At 39.6% G+C, this 16,536-nt stretch carries 12 protein-coding genes; 8 read left to right on the top strand and 4 right to left on the bottom strand.

All coding sequences use genetic code 11. The annotated features are described in order from the left end of the window. The first annotated feature begins 3 nt into the window (after positions 1 to 3). From mrdA to lipA, 7 genes are all read left to right on the top strand, one after another. Complete coding sequence (gene mrdA / locus DPV85_RS05265; RefSeq protein ID WP_111327314.1) at positions 4 to 1,980, top strand: penicillin-binding protein 2; 1,977 nt, start codon at positions 4 to 6, stop codon at positions 1,978 to 1,980. After that, positions 1,980 to 3,095, top strand: coding sequence for a rod shape-determining protein RodA (rodA, locus tag DPV85_RS05260; protein ID WP_111327313.1), 1,116 nt, complete (start codon positions 1,980 to 1,982; stop codon positions 3,093 to 3,095). Before mrdA ends, rodA begins: the two co-directional genes overlap by 1 nt. A gap of 53 nt (positions 3,096 to 3,148) precedes the next feature. After that, entirely contained in the window at positions 3,149 to 4,009 is an 861-nt protein-coding gene (locus DPV85_RS05255) for a septal ring lytic transglycosylase RlpA family protein (protein WP_111327312.1), read from the top strand. Between the two features lie 18 nt (positions 4,010 to 4,027). After that, entirely contained in the window at positions 4,028 to 5,215 is a 1,188-nt protein-coding gene (locus DPV85_RS05250; RefSeq protein ID WP_111327311.1) for a D-alanyl-D-alanine carboxypeptidase family protein, read from the top strand. A gap of 108 nt (positions 5,216 to 5,323) precedes the next feature. Continuing rightward, a complete protein-coding gene (gene ybeD, locus DPV85_RS05245; RefSeq protein WP_111327310.1) occupies positions 5,324 to 5,602 on the top strand; it encodes a DUF493 family protein YbeD in 279 nt (92 codons plus the stop codon). A 1-nt stretch (position 5,603) separates the two neighbouring features. Beyond that, positions 5,604 to 6,245: a lipoyl(octanoyl) transferase LipB gene (lipB, locus tag DPV85_RS05240; protein WP_111327309.1), complete on the top strand. Its 642-nt coding sequence runs from the start codon at positions 5,604 to 5,606 to the stop codon at positions 6,243 to 6,245. A 62-nt stretch (positions 6,246 to 6,307) separates the two neighbouring features. Beyond that, positions 6,308 to 7,270, top strand: coding sequence for a lipoyl synthase (lipA, locus tag DPV85_RS05235; RefSeq protein WP_111327308.1), 963 nt, complete (start codon positions 6,308 to 6,310; stop codon positions 7,268 to 7,270). A gap of 69 nt (positions 7,271 to 7,339) precedes the next feature. Here the strand turns inward: lipA and DPV85_RS05230 are convergent, their stop codons facing one another. From DPV85_RS05230 to galE, 4 genes are all read right to left on the bottom strand, one after another. Further along, on the bottom strand, positions 7,340 to 9,364 hold the full coding sequence (locus tag DPV85_RS05230) for a hypothetical protein (RefSeq protein ID WP_111327307.1): 2,025 nt from the start codon (positions 9,362 to 9,364) through the stop codon (positions 7,340 to 7,342). 97 nt (positions 9,365 to 9,461) lie between these two features. Next, positions 9,462 to 10,106 carry an adenylate kinase gene (gene adk, locus DPV85_RS05225; protein ID WP_049374331.1) on the bottom strand — a complete coding sequence of 215 codons (645 nt, stop codon included), beginning with the start codon at positions 10,104 to 10,106 and terminating at the stop codon, positions 9,462 to 9,464. Between the two features lie 93 nt (positions 10,107 to 10,199). After that, entirely contained in the window at positions 10,200 to 11,480 is a 1,281-nt protein-coding gene (locus DPV85_RS05220; protein ID WP_111327306.1) for an MFS transporter, read from the bottom strand. An 80-nt stretch (positions 11,481 to 11,560) separates the two neighbouring features. Continuing rightward, positions 11,561 to 12,577, bottom strand: a complete 1,017-nt coding sequence (galE, locus tag DPV85_RS05215; protein ID WP_005700019.1) for a UDP-glucose 4-epimerase GalE — start codon at positions 12,575 to 12,577, stop codon at positions 11,561 to 11,563. 205 nt (positions 12,578 to 12,782) lie between these two features. Between galE and DPV85_RS05210 the strand changes: the two genes are divergently transcribed. After that, positions 12,783 to 16,016 carry a S8 family serine peptidase gene (locus DPV85_RS05210; RefSeq protein ID WP_111327305.1) on the top strand — a complete coding sequence of 1,078 codons (3,234 nt, stop codon included), beginning with the start codon at positions 12,783 to 12,785 and terminating at the stop codon, positions 16,014 to 16,016. Positions 16,017 to 16,536: the final 520 nt, after the last annotated feature.

The raw sequence follows: 16,536 nt of genomic DNA, 5'->3' as shown, positions 1-16,536 counted from the left end.
CCGATGAATTTAAAAAAATTCTTTTCTGCACCAACTAATGAACCGATCCGCGATAAAAAAGCGGAGCGGAATTTGTTTGCGCGTCGAACATTGGTGGCATTCATCGGTATTTTGGCTCTCAGCGGCGTACTATTTGCCAATATTTACCATCTCCAGGTGGTGAATTACGACATGTACCAAACTCGCTCAAATGGTAACCGTATTAAATTACTTCCGCTTCCTCCTACTCGCGGATTAATTTACGACCGTTACGGCGAGTTACTGGCAGAAAACCTCACTTTTTTCGGTTTATATATCGTGCCAGAAAAAACAGAAAATTTAGACCGCACTTTTCAAGAATTGCGCTATGTTGTGGGACTCACTGATGAAGACATTGAGCATTTCAAAAAAGAGCGCCGTCGTGGTACACGTTATACGCCGATTTTACTCAAACCAAGCTTAACGGAAGAACAAATTGCCCGTTTTGCAGTAAACCAGTATAAATATCCAAGCCTTGATGTACGTCCTTATTTCAAACGAAATTACCTATATGGAGAAGCCATGACTCATATTTTGGGTTATGTTGGACGCATTAATGACCGAGATGTTGAGCGCCTAAAAAAAGAAGAAAAATTTGCTAACTATTCCGGCTCTACGGACATGGGAAAACTGGGTATTGAGCGTTATTACGAAGAACAACTCCATGGTACAACTGGGTTTGAAGAGGTTGAAATTAATAATCGTGGTAAAGTTATTCGAAAATTACGTGAGCAACCTGCCACCGCGGGTAAAAGTATTCATCTGACTATCGATTTTACCCTTCAGCGCTTTATTATGTCGCTTCTTTCAGGTCAAAAAGGCGCTGTTGTTGTGCTTGATCCTAAAGATAACAGCGTACTGGCGATGGTTTCCACACCAAGCTATGACAATAATTTATTCGTCGATGGCATTTCTTCTAGCGATTACAAGCGTTTACTAGAAGACCCTACTCGACCACTTTACAGTCGTGCGACACAAGGGGTCTATCCACCGGCCTCTACCGTAAAACCATTCGTTGCAGTTGCGGCATTAACTGAAGGGGTGATTACACCTAACACCACGATTTTTGACCCAGGTTACTGGACATTACCAAACTCAACAAAACGTTTCCGAGATTGGAAAAAAACAGGGCATGGTTATACGGATTTAAACAAAGCCATTACTGAATCATCGGATACCTTCTTCTATCAAACCGCCTTTAATTTAGGTATTGACCGTTTTTCCATGTGGATGAAACGTTTTGGCTTTGGTATGCCAACAGGGATTGAAATTCAAGAAGAAGCCACGGCTAATATGCCGAGTAAAGAATGGAAACAAAAACGTTACAAAAAACCTTGGGTACAAGGCGATACAATCTCAGTGGGTATAGGTCAGGGTTATTGGACGGCTACACCATTACAAGTGGCAAAAGCGACCTCTATTGTGGTCAATAACGGTAAAATTCATACACCGCACTTAATGAAATCGGTTGAAGGTGCCACCATTGAGCCGTATCAAGATCCGCTTTTATATGAAGATATTACCGATCCGAAACAAGCTTATTGGGATGCCGCTAAGCGCGGTATGTTCAATGTGGTGAATTCAGGTGCAGGGACAGGACGAAAAGCCTTTATCGGTACGAATTACCACGTAGCAGGGAAATCCGGTACCGCACAGGTATTCAGCTTAAAAGAAAACCAAAAATATAATGCGGCGGGATTGAAAAAAGAACTACATGACCATGCTTGGTTCACGGCCTATGCGCCTTATGAAGATCCGAAATTAGTTGTCACCATTATTTTAGAAAATGCGGGCGGTGGTTCAAGTAATGCGGCACCAATTGCACGGCAAATTATGGATTTCTACTTGAATAAACGCTTGCCACAAATTGAACGTCAAGAAAATGCTGAAAAAGAGAAAAAGACGGACCAAACTGATTTAGATGCGCCAGCACTAGAATCTCAACCAAGTGAGAATGAATAATGGAAGAAAAAGTGCCTTTATGCTTGCGATTATGGCAACGCTTACATATTGATTTTTTATTATTTATTGGATTAGCCGCTATTACGGCTTATGGCATGCTTGTGCTTTATAGTGCATCAGGCGCCAGTGAAGTCATGTTCCAAAATCGTATTATTCAGGTCATATTAGGTTTTGCCGTGATGATGATTATGGCGCAACTTCCCCCTAAATTTTATCAGCGACTCGCTCCTTACCTATATTTGGTGGGTTTTATCATGCTGATCTTGGTTGATGCTATCGGAACAACCAGTAAAGGGGCGCAACGTTGGTTAGATCTTGGGTTTATTCGCTTTCAACCTTCTGAAATTGTCAAACTCGCGGTACCATTAATGGTCGCAGTATATTTAGGTAACCGTCCACTACCACCGAAAATGAGCGAAACCTTTATTGCTATTGCCATGATTATTGTGCCAACTTTACTTGTGGCTATTCAACCAGACTTAGGCACATCAATTCTGGTTAGTGCATCAGGCTTATTCGTGGTATTCTTAGCAGGGATGAGTTGGTGGCTTATTCTTGCTGCTGTAGTTGGATTAGCGGCATTTATTCCTATCATGTGGATGTATTTAATGCATGACTACCAACGCATGCGTGTATTAACGTTACTTGACCCCGAGAAAGATCCTCTTGGTGCGGGTTACCATATTTTGCAATCCAAAATTGCCATCGGTTCAGGCGGTATATCTGGCAAGGGATGGATGCAAGGGACACAATCCCAATTAGAATTTTTGCCTGAACCACACACTGATTTTATTTTTGCCGTGATGAGTGAAGAACATGGAATGGTCGGTTTTCTTATTCTGATGGCAATTTATTTGTTTATTATTATCCGTGGCTTAATGATTGCGGTAAATGCAGAAACCTCTTTCGGGCGTATTCTTGCTGGTGCAACCACACTGATATTCTTCGTTTATGTCTTCGTGAATATTGGTATGGTGAGCGGCATTTTGCCTGTCGTAGGGGTGCCTTTACCACTCTTTAGCTACGGCGGTACTTCATATGTGGCCATTATGGCGAGCTTTGGTTTAGTGATGTCTATTCATACTCACAAACCTCGCTTTATGAAAGGGAACTAATTTTCCTTTTGGCTTTCTTATGAAGAGCACCGATAATCTTGAAAGTAATAAGTATGACATTAAAAAACATCTTAAAAACGACCGCACTTTTCACCTTGATAAGCAGCTCAAGTTTCTCTGCTTTTGCCGATACACAAAAAATGTATGGTATTCAAGGGGATTCGCTGTCGATTACTACGACCGTTCAAGCGCCACAAAGCTATGAAGTGAATGGTAGAACATACACCACACAAGGTGATGAGGCAAAGTCCTATTCAAAAGAAGGGACAGCAAGTTATTACCACCATAAATTTAATGGTCGTAAAACAGCTAATGGTGAACGCTATAATTCGGCTCTTTTCACTGCAGCCCATAAAACGTTGCCTTTAAACTCTTATGCAGTTGTCACAAACTTGCATAATAATCGCAAAGTGATTGTGCGAATTAATGATCGCGGTCCATTCAGTGAGAAACGTATCATTGACTTATCCCATTCTGCTGCGAAAGAATTGGGTCTTATTGCTCGTGGTACAGGGCAAGTAAGAATTGAAGCGTTACATGTGGATCACAAAGGTCAAATTTCAGGTGCAGGGGCAAAAACACTCGCCAAGCATGCTAAAACGCAAGAGGCCAGTGATCGTTTAGTTATCAATAAAAATAACGAAAAAAAAAATCAAAACTTAGACAGCACAAACGATGCCAAAACTGTCTTCAAGCTAAAACTACTCGCGCTGTCGTCAAAAAATCAAGCAGAAAGCATCATCACAAAGCTCGCGTTAGACGACATAAAAACCGAAATTAACCAAAACGGGCGAAACTATGAAATCCATTTTGGACCAATTGCGGATCAAGCGGATATGAATCAATTAAAAACAAAATTACAAAAAACGATCAATGGGCAACCCGTAATCGTTTATACTTATAAAAACCAATAAGCTATTAAAGGAAATGCTATGTTAAAACAATCTGCAAAATTGAAAAAAATTGCACTCTGCTCGGGATTAATGGCAGTATCAACATTTGCTGCTGCTGAAGATATTCAATACGGTATCGCAGTACCGGAAGTGAATGCGCAAACTTATGTTTTAATGGATTACAATTCTGGTGCGGTACTTGCATCACTTAACCCAGACCAACGTCAATACCCCGCTTCATTAACGAAAATGATGACTAGCTACGTGGTTGGGGCAGCATTAAAACAAGGTAAAATCCATAATGAAGATATGGTGACAATTAGTGAAAGCGCTTGGGGTAGAAATTTCCCTGATTCGTCAAAAATGTTCTTAAATTTAAATCAACAAGTGTCTGTGGGTGATTTAAACAAAGGGATTATCATTGTTTCTGGTAATGATGCTTGTGTCGCAGTAGCTGAACATATTTCGGGTACCGTGGCTAACTTCGTTGATACCATGAATAAATACGTTCAACAATTTGGCTTAAAAAATACAAACTTCACGACTCCACATGGTTTAGACGATCCAAACCAATATTCAACTGCACGTGATATGGCGATTATTGGTGCGCACATTATCCGTGATTTACCGGAAGAATATAAAATCTACGCTGAAAAAGACTTCACCTTTAACAAAATCAAACAACCTAACCGTAATGGCTTATTATGGGATAAAACCATTAACGTGGATGGTATGAAAACCGGTCACACAAGCCAAGCAGGTTACAATCTTGTCGCATCAGCAACAAGTCCAAACAATATGCGTTTAATTTCTGTTGTAATGGGTGTACCGACCTATAAAGGCCGTGAAGTAGAAAGTAAAAAACTCTTACAATGGGGTTTTGCTAACTTTGAAACCTTAAAAACTCAAAAAGCAGGCGAAGAAATTTCCAAACAATCTGTTTACTACGGTGATAAAGGTGACGTTAAACTTGGTGTATTAGAAGATGGCTTTATCACTGTGCCAAAAGGTAAACAAACTGACTTAAAAGCACGTTATGAATTAGATAACAAATACTTACAAGCACCTTTAGCAAAAGGCCAAGTGGTGGGTAAAATCGTTTATCAATTAGACGGCAAAGATGTCGCTACCGTAAATCTTCAAGCATTAGAAGATGTACAAGAAGGCGGCTTCTTAGGTAAAGGTTGGGACTGGTTAGTATTAACAGTTAAAGGATTATTTGACTAAACACCTTGAAAATTAACCGCACTTCCCCATTTATATCACATCAATAAATTCGTAAGGTGTGTTAATTTAGCTGATTCACGCACCTTATTCTTAAATTAAGGAAACAACATGACAACCGAAAACGATTATGAAAAACTAAAAGAAGTAATGGAATTTCCCGCTGCAATGACATTTAAAGTCGCAGGTGTTAACCGTGAAGGTTTAGCGCAAGACATCGTAGCAGTGATACAAAAATATTTACCGGGTGATTATATTCCAAAGGAAAAACCCAGCAGCAAAGGAACCTATAATTCTGTTTCAATTGATATCGTGGCACAAAACTTTGAGCAAGTAGAAACGCTTTACAAAGAGCTTGCTAAAGTTGAAGGTGTCAAAATGGTTATCTAAGATGAACAAAACAGATTTAATTGTCCGTCAATTAGGATTACAAGATTATCAAGAGATCTGGCACAAAATGCAGGAATTCACGGATAATCGAAATGCAGAAACCACCGATGAAATTTGGTTAATTGAGCATCATCCTGTTTTCACACAAGGCCAAGCGGGCAAACCAGAACACTTATTACAACGCAGTGATATTCCTGTTGTACAATCGGATCGTGGTGGCCAAATTACCTATCATGGTCCTGGTCAGCAGGTCATGTATGTGCTCATTGATATCAAGCGTCATGAACATTTAAATGTTCGTCAATTAGTGACCGCACTTGAACAATCTGTTGTGAAAACCCTTGCAGACTATGGCATTGAAGGTTATCCCAAACCTGATGCACCTGGCGTGTATATTGATGGCAAAAAAATCTGTTCATTAGGTTTACGTATCCGTAAAGGCTGCTCTTTCCATGGGCTTGCGTTTAATATCAATATGGATCTCAATCCTTTCCACTACATTAATCCTTGTGGCTATGCAGGACTTGAAATGTGTCAGCTTGCTGATTTTATCGGTAAAGAAGAGGCGACACTTGACAAGGTTTCCCCAAAATTAATTAAACACTTTGCTGAACTTTTGGGCTATAATGTTACAAATTTATAACATTCACTTTTATAACACATTTAAAAATGCCTGAATCAGGCATTTTTCTTTAGGAAAGAACAATGTCAACGCCTTTTAAAATGGAACGCGGAGTGAAATACCGCGATGCTGCCAAAACATCGATCATCCCTGTTAAAAACATCGATCCTAATCAAGAATTATTGAAAAAGCCGGAATGGATGAAAATCAAATTGCCATCTAGCTCATTAAAGATCGAGACTATCAAAAACGGGATGCGTCGTCATGGCCTACATTCTGTCTGCGAAGAAGCGTCTTGTCCAAATTTACACGAGTGCTTTAACCATGGTACGGCAACCTTTATGATTTTAGGGGCGATTTGTACTCGTCGTTGCCCTTTCTGTGACGTTGCACATGGTAAACCATTACCACCCGATCCGGATGAACCACGTAAATTAGCTGAAACTATCCAAGATATGAAGTTGAAATATGTGGTGATTACCTCTGTAGACCGTGATGATTTACCTGATCGTGGTGCAGGTCATTTTGCTGAATGTGTAAAAGAAGTGCGTGCATTAAACCCTGGCATCAAAATTGAGATTTTGGTTCCTGATTTCCGTGGACGTATTACTCAAGCCTTAGAAAAATTAAAAGACAATCCACCGGATGTGTTCAACCACAACTTGGAAAATGTGCCACGTTTATATAAAGAAATTCGTCCGGGTGCTGATTATCAGTGGTCTTTGAAATTACTTCATGATTTCAAAGAAATGTTCCCAAACATCCCTACTAAATCAGGCTTAATGGTTGGATTGGGTGAAACCAATGAAGAAATTCTTGAAGTGATGGAAGACTTACGTGCAAACGGCGTCACCATGCTTACACTGGGTCAATACCTTCAACCTAGTCGCCATCACTTACCGGTTGCGCGCTATGTGCCACCAGCCGAATTTGATGAGTTCCGTAATAAAGCCAACGCAATGGGCTTTGAACACGCAGCCTGTGGCCCATTTGTTCGCTCTTCCTACCATGCTGATTTACAAGCAAGTGGTGGATTAGTGAAGTAATCAAAAACAGATAAAAAAATGACCGCACTTTGAATCTCAAGTGCGGTCATTTTTATATTATCCTTTCAACTAGTCAGTTGCTGCAGGCTTCTCTTCTTCGCCCTCATCAGTCTCCATCATGCTTTCTTGACGAAGATCTTCAAGCGTACGACCATTAATTAAGTAACCATTTTCCGTTTTTTCCACTCTAGAAACGTAATTATCACCTTCTTCCACAAATTCTCGGTGAAGTTTTCCATCATGTTTCACAAAACTACTTAAATATTGCCAAAAGTATGAATTTTCCTTAATGGCTAAGGCTTTTTCATTTTGATCATCAAACAACATTTTACTTAATGTCAGATTAAATGTGCCTTCAATATTATCTGGAATCATGTCTGATGAATCATCTTCAGGCACTTGGGGCACAATACCACTCACTTCCAATTTAACTGGATAAGCATTGGTCTCCGGATAAGTATTAAGATTTAAATTCAACGTTGCATTATCAACGATTAAATCAAGCTCTTTCCAAGAGTTTTTAATGTACTTATCAAATGTGGCTGACGTTAAATGCGTGCTGCATAAAGCCCCATAAAACGGTGCTGAGCAAAATCTTGCTGATAAATGTGCTTTGCTGTGATTAATTTTAAATGGTGCATCAGCTACTAATTTTTCAAATTGGAACCCTGCACTTGGATAACTGGCTTTATTCGCAGACAATGTGATATGTTCATTATATTGATCATTGTCTAATGTTTCCGTCTTATCACTGGCTGATACGTCATCAAGCACTAAATCGGCCATATTAAATGATTTTAAGGCTGCCTCAATATTGGTTTTGCCACTAAATTCTTTCACCCATTTATCTTTGGCATTCAAGAAGTCTTTATTGTCTTTTGATGGTGCCTCTTTCTCAGCAAAAGCATCTAATAAAAACGGTACAAACGCTAATTCGTTTGCCACGTTGTAATCATCTAACTGAATATTAACTTTACCGCCTTTAGCTTCCCATTTACGCTCTTCATCGGCAGGGGTTTGCTTCACACTATCAACATTCAGTTTAAAATCTACATTAGCCTTGGTTAAATCCGTATTCGCCAACTTAAGTTCAAGACCGGCATTTTGTAAGTTAAAGTAAGGTTGATTATTTTTAGGCACATTGACAGAAAGCACGGATAACGAACCATCAAAACGATCGTTTTGTGTAAAAATTTTCGTTAACAAATTGACGCCGTCTTTAATGTCTAGTGAGCCATCACTTAATTTTTTAAATTCATGATGAAAATTGACCGCACTTGGCACGCCATTTTGTTTAATCAATAAATTTAAACCACCCGCTGTTGCTTGGCTTTCTTCTGTCGTACGACTTTTATTGGCAACGCGCAAAATATCACTGCTGAATTTTGTACTCAGATCACGCTTATCTGCTTCGCCTGGTTTTACGTCAAAATGATAAGTCGCATTTTTCATATAAACATGGGTATTTTCCCCATTTAACAATGCTACTTCGGCATTTTTTGCGGTTAGGTCAATACTTGATAGGTCGTATTGATTTGCACCGACAGGCACAAGGCGAGCTTCACCATCAATTTCTTCAAGTTTCGTGTCTTTATCGTAATTAAAACCACTTAAGGTAGTTTTCAGCTCAACTTCTTTATTTTTTAAGAAATGAAGACCGATAGAAAGGTTTTGGGACTTATTCGCGAAATCACGGAATTCCGTCAAAATATCAGACTGTAAATAATCTCCTACCGGCGAAAATTTACTATTAATCGTGTTTTTATCAATCGTGATATTTAATGTTTTATTTAATTGACGAACTAATTGATCGGATAACTGAGACTCTGCTGTAATGAAGAAAGGCAGCGCGGTGAGCTTAGTTGAAATCACATTTGTGCTTTTCGCATCGATATCTTTTACACTAAAGATCAACTCACGAATAAAAAAGTTTTTCGCGGTTTGCGTCACATTCAATGTTGCTTGATTATCCAAAGAGTAAGGGAAATTTTTTAATACCTGATCGATTTTGTGATTGGTATAAAATTGTGCGCCGATCCCAAGTGCCACTGCGATAGCCGAAATCGTCAATGCTATTGTTCTTTTCTTGCTCATAATGTCCCCAAATACGATCTCAATTTATGATCTCAAAATCCTTTTGAAAAATTAACCGCACTTTTCTCTTCAAAGTGCGGTCAGTTTCCAGTCTATTTTAGCCTAAGATTTTATCTAACTCTTGGCTTACAGCTTCCACTTTTTGAGTACCATCTAAACGGAAATATTGCGTATTACCTGCTTTCGCTTCAGCTTGGTAATAATCAATTAATGGGCTGGTTTGTTTGTGGTAAACCGCTAAACGATCTAATACAGTTTCTGGTTTATCATCTGCACGGATAATTAAATCTTCACCCGTTACATCATCTTTACCTTCCACTTTTGGTGGATTGTAAACGATGTGGTAAGAACGACCTGACGCTTGGTGTACACGACGACCACTCATACGTTCAACGATCACTTCATCCGGTACATCAAACTCTAAAACGTAATCAATTTTCACACCTGACTCTTTTAACGCATCTGCTTGTGGAATCGTACGTGGGAAACCATCTAATAAGAAACCATTTGCACAATCTGGTTGAGAAATACGATCTTTTACTAATGCCACGGTTAATTCATCCGGTACTAATTTCCCTTCATCCATTAATGCTTTTGCTTGTTTGCCTAATTCTGTCCCTGCTTTAATCGCTGCACGGAACATGTCCCCTGTTGAAATTTGTGGGATGCCAAACTTGTTCATAATAAATTGTGCTTGTGTGCCTTTTCCTGCACCAGGTGCACCTAAAAGAATAATTTTCATACAAATCTCCAATAAATAATAGACCTGTTTAAAATACCGTTAAAGCCTTGTTTGGTCAAATGATTTTACTGTAAATTTTGACCGCACTTTATTTTATTTTAAGCTTTTTTTATTTCCTTTTTCATTCCATGGTGCCACCCAGAATAAACAAATCATTCCTGGGATAGCGAGGAATAAACAAATCCAGAAAAAATGATAGTAGCCCACTGCTTTAACCAAGTAACCCGATAACATACCAAGCCCTTTACTTGGTAAAGCAGAAAGGCTGGTAAATAAAGCTAATTGAGTGGCTGTATAAAGCGGATTCGTTTCGCGAGCCATAAAGGCGACAAAGGCGGCGGTACCAAGACCAACACCGATATATTCACCCGCAATCACGAAACCTAATTTCCAAAGTTCTGCAGCACCTATATGGTCAAAATGCCCAAATGCAGCCAACCAAATAAATCCACCAATAGTAATCAATTGGATAAAACCAAATACCCATAATGCGCGATTAATGCCTAGGCGCAACATAATCACACCCCCCACGAGACCGGCAGAGATACTCGCCCAAAGTGAGGTACTTTTTACCACCAACGCAATATGCTCTTTTTCAAAGCCCATGTCATAGACGAATTTCGTTTGTAACGTAGTAGCAAATGAATCGCCAAATTTATACAAGAATAAAAAGAGTAAAAAACCGATCGCTTGGGCGACACCTTTGCGTTGGAAGAACTCTTTCAAAGGTATCCAAAACACCACATAGAAAGGTTGATCACGATCGACCTGTGCAATGTTTGGTTCTTTCGCTAAAAAGAGCGTCATAAATATGCCCGCTAGCATACAAAGTGCGGTCAATAAAAAGACGGTTTCCCATGGATAAATCGTCGCTAAATAAAGCGAGAGCCCGCCAGGAATTAAGCCTGCAACACGATAAGCATTAATATGGATGGTGTTCCCCAATCCTAATTCATTATCCGTTAAAATTTCACGACGATAAGCATCGAGTACAATATCTTGTGTCGCAGAGAAAAAGGCAATAAATGTGGCAATTTTAGCCACCGTACTTAACTCTGCCACGGGATCAAACTGACTAATCGCATAAAGGGAAATCAGCAAAATCACTTGAGAAATCAATAACCAACTACGACGACGCCCTAAAAAATGTGGGAAATAGCGATCTAATAACGGCGCCCATAAAAACTTCAAACCATATGGCACCATCACCCCTGTCAATGCACCGATTAATTCAACGGAAAGCCCTTTATCTGTCAGCCACACTGGCAACATTTGCAATAACACGAAAAGTGGTAAACCCGAACTAAATCCAGTGAAAACACAGATCAGCATTTTTCGGGTAAATATTTGACTAGAAAGGGATTGTTCTGACATAAAGTGCGGTTATTTTTGAGCGTGTTTTATCTGATTAAAATAGTAAGGGCGGAATGATGCTCCGCCCAACAAAAGTGAGATTAATCTCTGTATCCTTTCGGATTATTTTTTTGCCAATTCCAAGTGTCTTTCATCATTTGCTCAAGACCACGTTCTGCTGTCCAATTTAACTCTTTCGCTGCAAGGCTTGGATCGGAATAGCATGTTGCAATATCACCAGGACGACGTGCCACAAGACGATACGGAATTTCGATATTGTTCGCTTGTTCAAACGCTTTCACCATATCAAGCACAGAATACCCCGTACCTGTACCTAAGTTATAAATGTGTAAACCTGCGTCATTTTCATGGCGATTTAATGCTTTTAAGTGACCAATCGCTAAATCCACCACATGGATATAATCACGTACACCTGTGCCATCATGAGTATCATAATCGCTACCAAACACCGAAAGTTGTGGTAATTTACCGATCGCAACTTGGCTGATGTAAGGTAATAGGTTATTTGGAATACCGTTTGGATCTTCACCAATCAAGCCACTTGCGTGAGCGCCTACTGGGTTGAAATAACGTAAGATCGTCATGCTAAATTGCGGTTCAGCTTTCGCAACATCTGTCAGAATTTGTTCCACCATGTATTTAGATGTACCGTAAGGGTTGGTTGTGCCGCCCACTTTGCAATCTTCTGTAATAGGAATAATTTCAGGATCGCCATAAACTGTTGCAGATGAACTAAATACAAAGTTCCACACGCCTGCTTTTTTCATTTCTTGAATCAAAACAATCGTGCCTGATACGTTATTCATATAGTATTCAGCGGGTTTTTGAACACTTTCACCCACGGCTTTTAAACCCGCAAAATGGATGACCGATTGAATACTGTTTTCAGCAAAGATTTTTTGTAATAAAGCACGATCTAAAATATCGCCCTCATAAAATTTCACGTCTTTGCCCGTGATTTCTTTTACGCGTTCCAAAGATTTTGGGGATGAATTGCATAAATTATCCAATACCACCACTTCTTTATTTGCATTTAATAATTCTACTACAGTGTGTGAACCGATATAGCCTGCGCCACCCGTTACTAAAATAGCCATGAGTTACTCCTTAATCATTTTTGTTCGCAAATTATAACATTGATTTCTACGATACATAAATTTATCCCCTCTTTTGACCGCACTTTGGTGTGATCGTTGTCACAGAATAAACATTTTTCTCTGGAATTTTGATTTGAGTCATTGAAGCGCTTCGCAATGAGGCGAATAATAGTCTCCTAAAATCAAAAAGATAAAGGAAGACAATATGAAACCTCAAACACTTCAAAAAACCGCACTCGCACTACTTGTTGGTTGGTATGCTGCTAATGCAGCAGCTTATTCTGAACAAGGCCAAGCCGGTAATACAAAAAGTTGGGAAAGCACTGAATACCTCAAAGACTGGGGCTTAACCTCAATGAATGCCTCCACGGCTTATGCTCTTGGCTTTAATGGTTCAGGCGTAAAAATCGGCGTGATGGATTCAGGTGTGCTATTAAACCACCCTGAATTTCAAGACGGTCGAATCCACGTTGTAAAAACGGAAGGGACTTATAGTAAAGATGGCATGCGTTATCCCGATGCATCTGTGGGAAATGGTCCAATTAATAAAAATGAACCAGTAAAAAACGGCAAACGCAATTTTGATAAAACAGATAATGGCATCTTCACTAAAGGTGAAGCCTTCAATATTGACGGTGCATGGCATAAATATACCAATGATGCACACGGTACGCACGTTGGCGGAACAATGGCGGCAAGCCGTGACGGCAATGAAATGCACGGTGTGGCTTTCGGCGCTAACCTCTATTCTGCCAATACTGGTGGTAACGACAACATGACCTATGGTCCAAACCAAGACTATGATTTCTTCTTACAAGGCTACTCTGCACTAGCAGATGCCGGTGCCAAAGTAATTAATAACAGTTGGGGTTCAAACCGTCGTGTCAATTCATCCTTTGCCGGTGCCTTAGGCTATAAACCAAAATATGATTGGCGTGATGTGCCTGAATATGGCGTGCAATATTATGATGTACCAAAAGCACCTGAGCCAATATCTAGTCCTGCGGCACATATTTATTTAAGTAACTTAGGCGAGGCTGAAAAAGCTTATTATCAATTTGTCACGAGTGGTGAAAAAAACTTTGTTGATGCGGCTTATGAAGTGGCAAAAAATAAACAAGTGATTCAAGTCTTTACAGCGGGTAACCGCAGTATGATGGCGGAATCCTTTACGCGTGCGATGTTGCCTTATTTCAGACCTGATGCAGAAAAATACTGGGTAAACGTCACGGGGCAAGTCGGTGGTGAAGGCTATCCTAATGATTCGAATAATGATGTGAGTGATGAAAAAGCAGGTGCAGATATTCAAGAATTTAACCTAGCCGGCCATTCAAAATGGTGGACGATTGCGGCGCCATCTGCCAACATCTATTCCTCCTACATTCAATTACAAGACAACAACACTTATGGTGAGCCTATTTACAAATCAGCTGGTGGTACTTCAATGGCTGCCCCACACGTAAGTGGTGCATTAGGTGTCATCTTTTCTCGCTATCCATATATGACAACCGATCAAGCTCGCGATGTTATGCTCACTACGGCAAGACAAACCACGCTTCGTAAAGGGCTTGAAGGTAAACCATTAGAACGATGGGAAACCGAACAAGGTGTACCAAGTAATGTTTGGGGTTGGGGGATTTTAGATCTTGGCAAAGCGATGTTTGGCCCTGGTCAATTCTTAGGAAACATGAAAATCAACCTCAATCAAAATGATGTTTGGTCAAATGATATTAGCGATAAAGCCATCAAAGCACGTCAAGTCGAAGATCAAGCTGAAGCGGCAACTTGGACAACACGCAAAGCTGAATTACAAGCGTTGATACAAAATCGTGCGGGCGCGACAGCAGAAGAAAAAGCTGAATATCAAGTAGGTTTAGCGCGTGAAGTGGCTCGTAATGAACGTGCCGCACAAAGCTATGTTGGTGCCTTAACTAAAAATGGAGCTGGCACCTTAACCCTCACTGGTAATAACAGCTTCACAGGTGCAATTACTGTAAATGAAGGTCAGCTTTCAGGGTTAAATCAATCCCTTGGTTCAGCACAACAAGTCATCGTAAAACAAGGTGCAACATTGGAAGTATTACCGAAAGCGGAAGTAACTAAACCTAGTGAGAATGGATTTGTTACCGAAACCTTAACCAGCACGGCGAAAACAGTCACTGCTGCGGTAGAAAAAGGTGGTCGTTTCTTACTGAATAATGGTATTGCTAACGTCAATGCAACCTTTGCTGACGGTTCTATTTTAGTACCAAATAAATTTGACGAAGAAATTCTGCCTCAATTACAACAAAATCCACAAAAAGCGGTGTCAGTGCAGGGTACTGGCTCATTTGTGGGAGCTGAAAATGCGGTAGTTGAAACACCTCGCACTTATGATTTCTTTGCCGTTAAAAATGAAAGTAATGCAAATACGCTGAAAGTAACCGTTCAGAAAAAAGCCCTTTCATCTGCAGCAACCACTGAAAATGAAGTAGCTATCGCCAATGCATTAGATGCAGCAACAAACAGCCCGGCATATCAAAACCTCATTTGGGGAACAAAAGAGAATGCTCGCCAAGCCTTTGCTCGTTTAAGCTATGATGAAGATCTCGCCGCCCAACAACACAACGTGTTAAATGGCTTATTGCTTCGTCAGCAACTTGCCCAACCGGGGGCAGTAAGAGCTCAACTTAATGCAGGTACACAAATTTGGACAAGTGGCACCTTCACCCACTTCAGCACGGATAGTTTAAGCAGCCATGCGTACAATCAACTTGTGGGTATTGATGCAACCATTGATACAAACAAACATGTAGGTGTATTTGTTGGTTCAACACAAAACATCCACAAAATTGACCGCACTTCGAAAGATCGTGCTGTGCATTTAGGTTTAACGGCAGAACATCGTTTCAACGTATTAACACCGAAAATTGGTTTTATTCAAAGTTGGGGTAAACACGAACAACGTGCTGAATTTGCACAAGGTGTGAAAAGCCATAGCCAAACACAAAATGTCTTTGCTGAGCTTGCCTACACTGGCTTAAAAGGCGAACATTTTGCGATTGAACCTTATGCCGGCGTAAGCTATATGCATATCAAAAACAAAGACGTGACAAAAGGCGAAGTCCAGTTAAAAGACAACAATCGTGATTTAATCGTCACCTCTGTAGGTTTACGTCCATCCATTCCATTTGCAATCGGTGGCGTTCAATTAAATCTATTAGGTGATGTGGCGTATCATCGCTTCCACAAAGATAGAGCGGCGGAAGGCAGCTTGGTGATCAATAATCAAGGTGTAGCAAATCTTTATGGTAAAGAATTGAAAAATGTCGTCACGACAGGTGTGGCATTACAAGCGCAATTTACACCAGTATTGAGTGTAAAAATCGGCTATCAAGGTGCTTATAACCACGATACCAAAGCGAATAATGTGAATGCGGAATTACGTTTCTCGTTTTAACGATATCTAATGATGCAAAAGTGCGGTCAATTTTTAAGAAGTTTTAAAACTCTTTGAAAATTGATCGCACTTTGTTCTTCTGTATTTTAAATTGTAGCCTGTTTAAATATCAAACAGACCACAAACTTCTAAGAATTTAACACCAAAAATTAAACACTTTCTATACGTTTCTACCTCTTAGTTTTTTAGATATAAGAATTGATAATACTATTAATGGCGATAATCTAGAAAAACCATATAAGTTAAATGACAATACATTAGTAACATCTTTCATAGATATATTTCCAAAACTTACAATAAATTTGAATAATATAATAAGAAAAGATATACCAATAAAACCAAATATAAATACGAATAGAGAATAACCTATAAAATAAACTAAAAACTCTATTAATCTACTTAGCATATAGATTCCCTCTTAAAAAGCTAGAGCATAGTGTATAGCCAAAGTTTCAAGCATGAATAAAAACATTAAACATTTTAAATCTACACCCCAACCTTACTTTATCAAAAATCTTGT

Source organism: Haemophilus parainfluenzae, from assembly GCF_003252725.1.
Taxonomy (GTDB): Bacteria; Pseudomonadota; Gammaproteobacteria; order Enterobacterales; family Pasteurellaceae; genus Haemophilus_D; species Haemophilus_D parainfluenzae_L.
This window is presented reverse-complemented; position numbering and strand designations above follow the sequence as displayed.

Excerpts from the sequence above, each read along its gene's own strand:
- mrdA (WP_111327314.1), top strand. The coding sequence starts at position 4 with ATGAATTTAAAAAAATTCTTTTCTGCACCAACTAATGAACCGATCCGC.
- rodA (WP_111327313.1), top strand. The coding sequence starts at position 1,980 with ATGGAAGAAAAAGTGCCTTTATGCTTGCGATTATGGCAACGCTTACAT.
- DPV85_RS05250 (WP_111327311.1), top strand. The coding sequence starts at position 4,028 with ATGTTAAAACAATCTGCAAAATTGAAAAAAATTGCACTCTGCTCGGGA.
- lipA (WP_111327308.1), top strand. The coding sequence starts at position 6,308 with ATGTCAACGCCTTTTAAAATGGAACGCGGAGTGAAATACCGCGATGCT.
- DPV85_RS05255 (WP_111327312.1), top strand. The coding sequence starts at position 3,149 with ATGACATTAAAAAACATCTTAAAAACGACCGCACTTTTCACCTTGATA.
- adk (WP_049374331.1), bottom strand. The coding sequence starts at position 10,106 with ATGAAAATTATTCTTTTAGGTGCACCTGGTGCAGGAAAAGGCACACAA.
- ybeD (WP_111327310.1), top strand. The coding sequence starts at position 5,324 with ATGACAACCGAAAACGATTATGAAAAACTAAAAGAAGTAATGGAATTT.
- DPV85_RS05210 (WP_111327305.1), top strand. The coding sequence starts at position 12,783 with ATGAAACCTCAAACACTTCAAAAAACCGCACTCGCACTACTTGTTGGT.
- DPV85_RS05230 (WP_111327307.1), bottom strand. The coding sequence starts at position 9,364 with ATGAGCAAGAAAAGAACAATAGCATTGACGATTTCGGCTATCGCAGTG.
- DPV85_RS05220 (WP_111327306.1), bottom strand. The coding sequence starts at position 11,480 with ATGTCAGAACAATCCCTTTCTAGTCAAATATTTACCCGAAAAATGCTG.
- galE (WP_005700019.1), bottom strand. The coding sequence starts at position 12,577 with ATGGCTATTTTAGTAACGGGTGGCGCAGGCTATATCGGTTCACACACT.
- lipB (WP_111327309.1), top strand. The coding sequence starts at position 5,604 with ATGAACAAAACAGATTTAATTGTCCGTCAATTAGGATTACAAGATTAT.